The organism is Streptomyces phaeochromogenes (genome assembly GCF_001418655.1).
GTDB classification, from domain to species: Bacteria; Actinomycetota; Actinomycetes; order Streptomycetales; family Streptomycetaceae; genus Streptomyces; species Streptomyces phaeochromogenes.
This window is the reverse complement of sequence record NZ_LIQZ01000549.1, coordinates 1-3662: the sequence shown is the minus strand read 5'-3', so window position 1 is coordinate 3662 and position 3662 is coordinate 1. Positions and strand designations below refer to the sequence as shown.

The 3662-nt window shown below is 69.7% G+C and carries 3 protein-coding genes and 1 pseudogene; all 4 read left to right on the top strand.

Translation table 11 applies throughout. From position 1 onward, the window contains the following. Positions 1-126: 126 nt before the first annotated feature. A complete protein-coding gene (locus tag AOK17_RS45390; protein ID WP_055618504.1) occupies positions 127-321 on the top strand; it encodes a DUF3046 domain-containing protein in 195 nt (64 codons plus the stop codon). Between the two features lie 60 nt (positions 322-381). Further along, entirely contained in the window at positions 382-1641 is a 1260-nt protein-coding gene (locus AOK17_RS45385) for an AI-2E family transporter (protein ID WP_079053661.1), read from the top strand. 298 nt (positions 1642-1939) lie between these two features. Then, entirely contained in the window at positions 1940-3067 is a 1128-nt protein-coding gene (recA, locus tag AOK17_RS45380; protein ID WP_055618502.1) for a recombinase RecA, read from the top strand. Between the two features lie 3 nt (positions 3068-3070). Beyond that, positions 3071-3662, top strand: a pseudogene (locus AOK17_RS53080) (recombination regulator RecX); the annotation flags it as partial.

Genomic DNA, 3662 nt, shown 5'->3' with positions numbered 1-3662 from the left:
GCGCCGGGGGCGTCGGGGGGAGTGGGGATGCTCCTGTTTCGGCCATGAGTCAGACCGTAGGACGGAAAGCGTTCTCGGCAAGCGGTCCCGGCTCGGGCCCACTCTCAGGGGCGGGATACTGGAGTCATGCGGTTGACGGTCTTCTGGCAGCGGATGGCGGATCACTTCGGAGCGGGGTACGCCGACACCTTCGCGCGTGATCATGTGATGTCGGAGCTCGGCGGACGCACGGTGCGGCAGGCGCTGGACGCGGGCTGGGAGGCGAAGGACGTGTGGCGCGCGGTGTGTACGGCGGTGAACGTTCCCTACGAAAACCGCTGACGGGCCACGAAGATCCGGGGGCGGGGGTCGATTGTCGGAGGTGTGGGCGAGACTTGGTCCGTGGCATCGACAGATGAGACCGCGCACGTCGGTCAGCAGGCTTCCCCGCTCGGCACGACACCTCCCAGGCCCCCGGCCGGGGGCGCGGCCGAGACGGGTGCCCGCATGCCGCGCTGGCTGCCGCGGGCCATGGTGCTCGCCCTCACTCTCGTCGCCTGTTTCCAGCTGGGCAGTTGGGCCTTCCACGAGCTGACCGGGCTGCTGATCAACATCCTGATCGCGTTCTTCCTGGCGCTCGCCATAGAACCCGCGGTGAGCTGGATGGCCTCGTTCGGCATGCGCAGGGGCCTGGCCACCGGGATCGTCTTCCTCTTCGTGATGATCGCCAGCGCGGGCTTCGTCACGCTGCTCGGCTCGATGCTCGCGGGACAGATCATCGACATGGTCGAGGACTTCCCGAAGTACGTCGACTCGGTGATCAGCTGGATCAACACGACCTTCCACACGGAGCTCAGCCGCGTCGACATCCAGGAGGGCCTGCTGCGCTCCGACTGGCTGCGGAAGTACGTGCAGAACAGCGCGAGCGGTGTCCTGGACGTGTCCACACAGGTGCTGGGCGGACTCTTCCAGCTCCTGACGATCACACTGTTCGCCTTCTACTTCGCCGCCGACGGCCCGCGGCTGCGGCGCGCCCTGTGCTCCGTACTGCCGCCCGCCCGGCAGGCCGAGGTGCTGCGCGCGTGGGAGATCGCCGTCAACAAGACCGGCGGCTATCTGTACTCGCGCGGGCTGATGGCCCTGATCTCCGGCATCGCGCACTACATCCTGCTGGAGTCCCTCGGCGTGAACTACGCGCCCGTGCTCGCCGTCTGGGTGGGCCTGGTCTCGCAGTTCATCCCCACCATCGGTACGTACCTCGCGGGCGCCCTGCCGATGCTGATCGCCTTCACGGTCGACCCCTGGTACGCGCTGTGGGTGCTGATCTTCGTCGTGGTCTACCAGCAGTTCGAGAACTACGTGTTGCAGCCCAAGCTGACCGCGAAGACCGTGGACATCCACCCGGCGGTCGCCTTCGGGTCGGTCATCGCGGGCACCGCCCTGCTCGGCGCCGTCGGCGCGCTGATCGCCATCCCGGCGGTCGCCACGCTGCAGGCCTTTCTGGGGGCCTACGTGAAGCGGTACGACGTCACGGACGACCCCAGGGTCCACGGCCGCCGCGAGCGGGGCACGAGCACTCTCCTCGCACGCATACGACGCGCGCTGAAGGGGCCCCGTGAGGCGCGGACGGCGGAGGACGAAGAACCCCGCGACGCCTCGTAGCGCGAAACCCCGCGAGGCCTCGCAGCGCACCGGCGCGGCGCCCGTACGCCCCTGGAAGCAGCCCGGCGGCGCGGCTCGCGACACGCCCCGCCGAAGCGCGTGATGCGCTTGACACCAAAATCGAACATCCATTCTGATAGAGGCTCCGGCGAAGCCCGGGGCGGGATGTCGACGGGGGATTTCGTGGAGAAGCGCCCGAGTTATCCACAGGCCGGACGGGCGTCGGGGCGCATTGTCAGTGGCAGGCGTTAGCGTCTTTGACGTGAAGCGATCGACACAAGCAAATCGGGTGGAACCAATGGCAGCAGGAACTGACCGCGAGAAGGCGCTCGACACCGCGCTCGCACAGATTGAACGGCAATTCGGGAAGGGCGCGGTGATGCGCCTCGGCGAGCGGCCGAACGAGCCCATCGAGGTCATCCCCACCGGGTCGACCGCACTCGATGTCGCCCTCGGCGTCGGCGGTCTGCCGCGCGGCCGAGTGGTCGAGGTGTACGGCCCGGAGTCCTCCGGCAAGACGACCCTGACCCTGCACGCGGTGGCGAACGCGCAGAAGGCCGGCGGCCAGGTCGCCTTCGTGGACGCGGAGCACGCCCTCGACCCCGAGTACGCGAAGAAGCTCGGCGTCGACATCGACAACCTGATCCTGTCGCAGCCGGACAACGGCGAGCAGGCTCTGGAAATCGTGGACATGCTGGTCCGCTCCGGCGCCCTCGACCTCATCGTCATCGACTCCGTCGCCGCGCTCGTCCCGCGCGCGGAGATCGAGGGCGAGATGGGAGACAGCCACGTCGGTCTGCAGGCCCGTCTGATGAGCCAGGCGCTCCGCAAGATCACCGGCGCGCTCCACCAGTCCGGGACCACCGCGATCTTCATCAACCAGCTGCGCGAGAAGATCGGCGTGATGTTCGGCTCCCCGGAGACCACGACCGGTGGCCGGGCGCTCAAGTTCTACGCCTCGGTGCGGCTCGACATCCGCCGTATCGAGACGCTGAAGGACGGCACGGACGCGGTCGGCAACCGCACCCGCGTCAAGGTCGTCAAGAACAAGGTCGCCCCGCCCTTCAAGCAGGCCGAGTTCGACATCCTCTACGGGCACGGCATCAGCCGCGAGGGCGGCCTGATCGACATGGGCGTGGAGAACGGCTTCGTCCGCAAGGCCGGCGCCTGGTACACGTACGAGGGCGACCAGCTCGGCCAGGGCAAGGAGAACGCGCGCAACTTCCTCAAGGACAACCCCGACCTCGCCAACGAGATCGAGAAGAAGATCCTGGAGAAGCTGGGCGTCGGTGTGAAGCCGGAGAAGCCCACCGCCGAGCCGGGCGCGGACGCGGCGGTGTCGGCAGCCTCGGACGACGCCGCGAAGACGGTCCCCGCTCCCGCGACCAAGGCCGTCAAGCCCAAGGCCGCGGCGGCCAAGAGCTAGTCCGTGACACGGCGAACCGACTGGGCCGAGTACGTCCACCCCGCCGCCTCCGAAGGGAAGAGGCGCGGGGGTGCCGGCGGCACGGCCGGAGACAGCGACAGGGCGTACGACGACACTGACGGGCCGTACGGCCTCGGGGCCTGGGGCGCCGAGGCTGGGTACGGCGACTCGGAGGGGGACGGACGGCCGGACGACGGTCCGCGCCGCGATGACGGTCCGTACCGCGGCGACGGTCCGGGGGACGGTGACACCACGCCGAGCGGCGGCTCGCGTCGCAGCTCCGGCCGACGTGGTGACGATGGCTGGCCGTACGGGGGCGACGGGCCGCAGGGCACGGGGGAGCGGGGCGCCGGAGCCCCGCGCGGCGGCGGCCGTGGTGGACGTGGTCGCGGTCGGCGGCGTGGTTTCGGCGAATCGTCCGCCGACGGCGACCCACAGGACGGAGGCCCCTCTTCCTCGTCGAGGGCCGAGAAGGGGGAGCCCCCAGGGGACCCGGCTGAGCGGGCGAGAGGCATCTGCCTGCGCCTGCTCACCGGGACCCCGCGCACGCGGAAGCAACTCGCGGACGCGTTGCGCAAGCGCGAGATCCCGGACG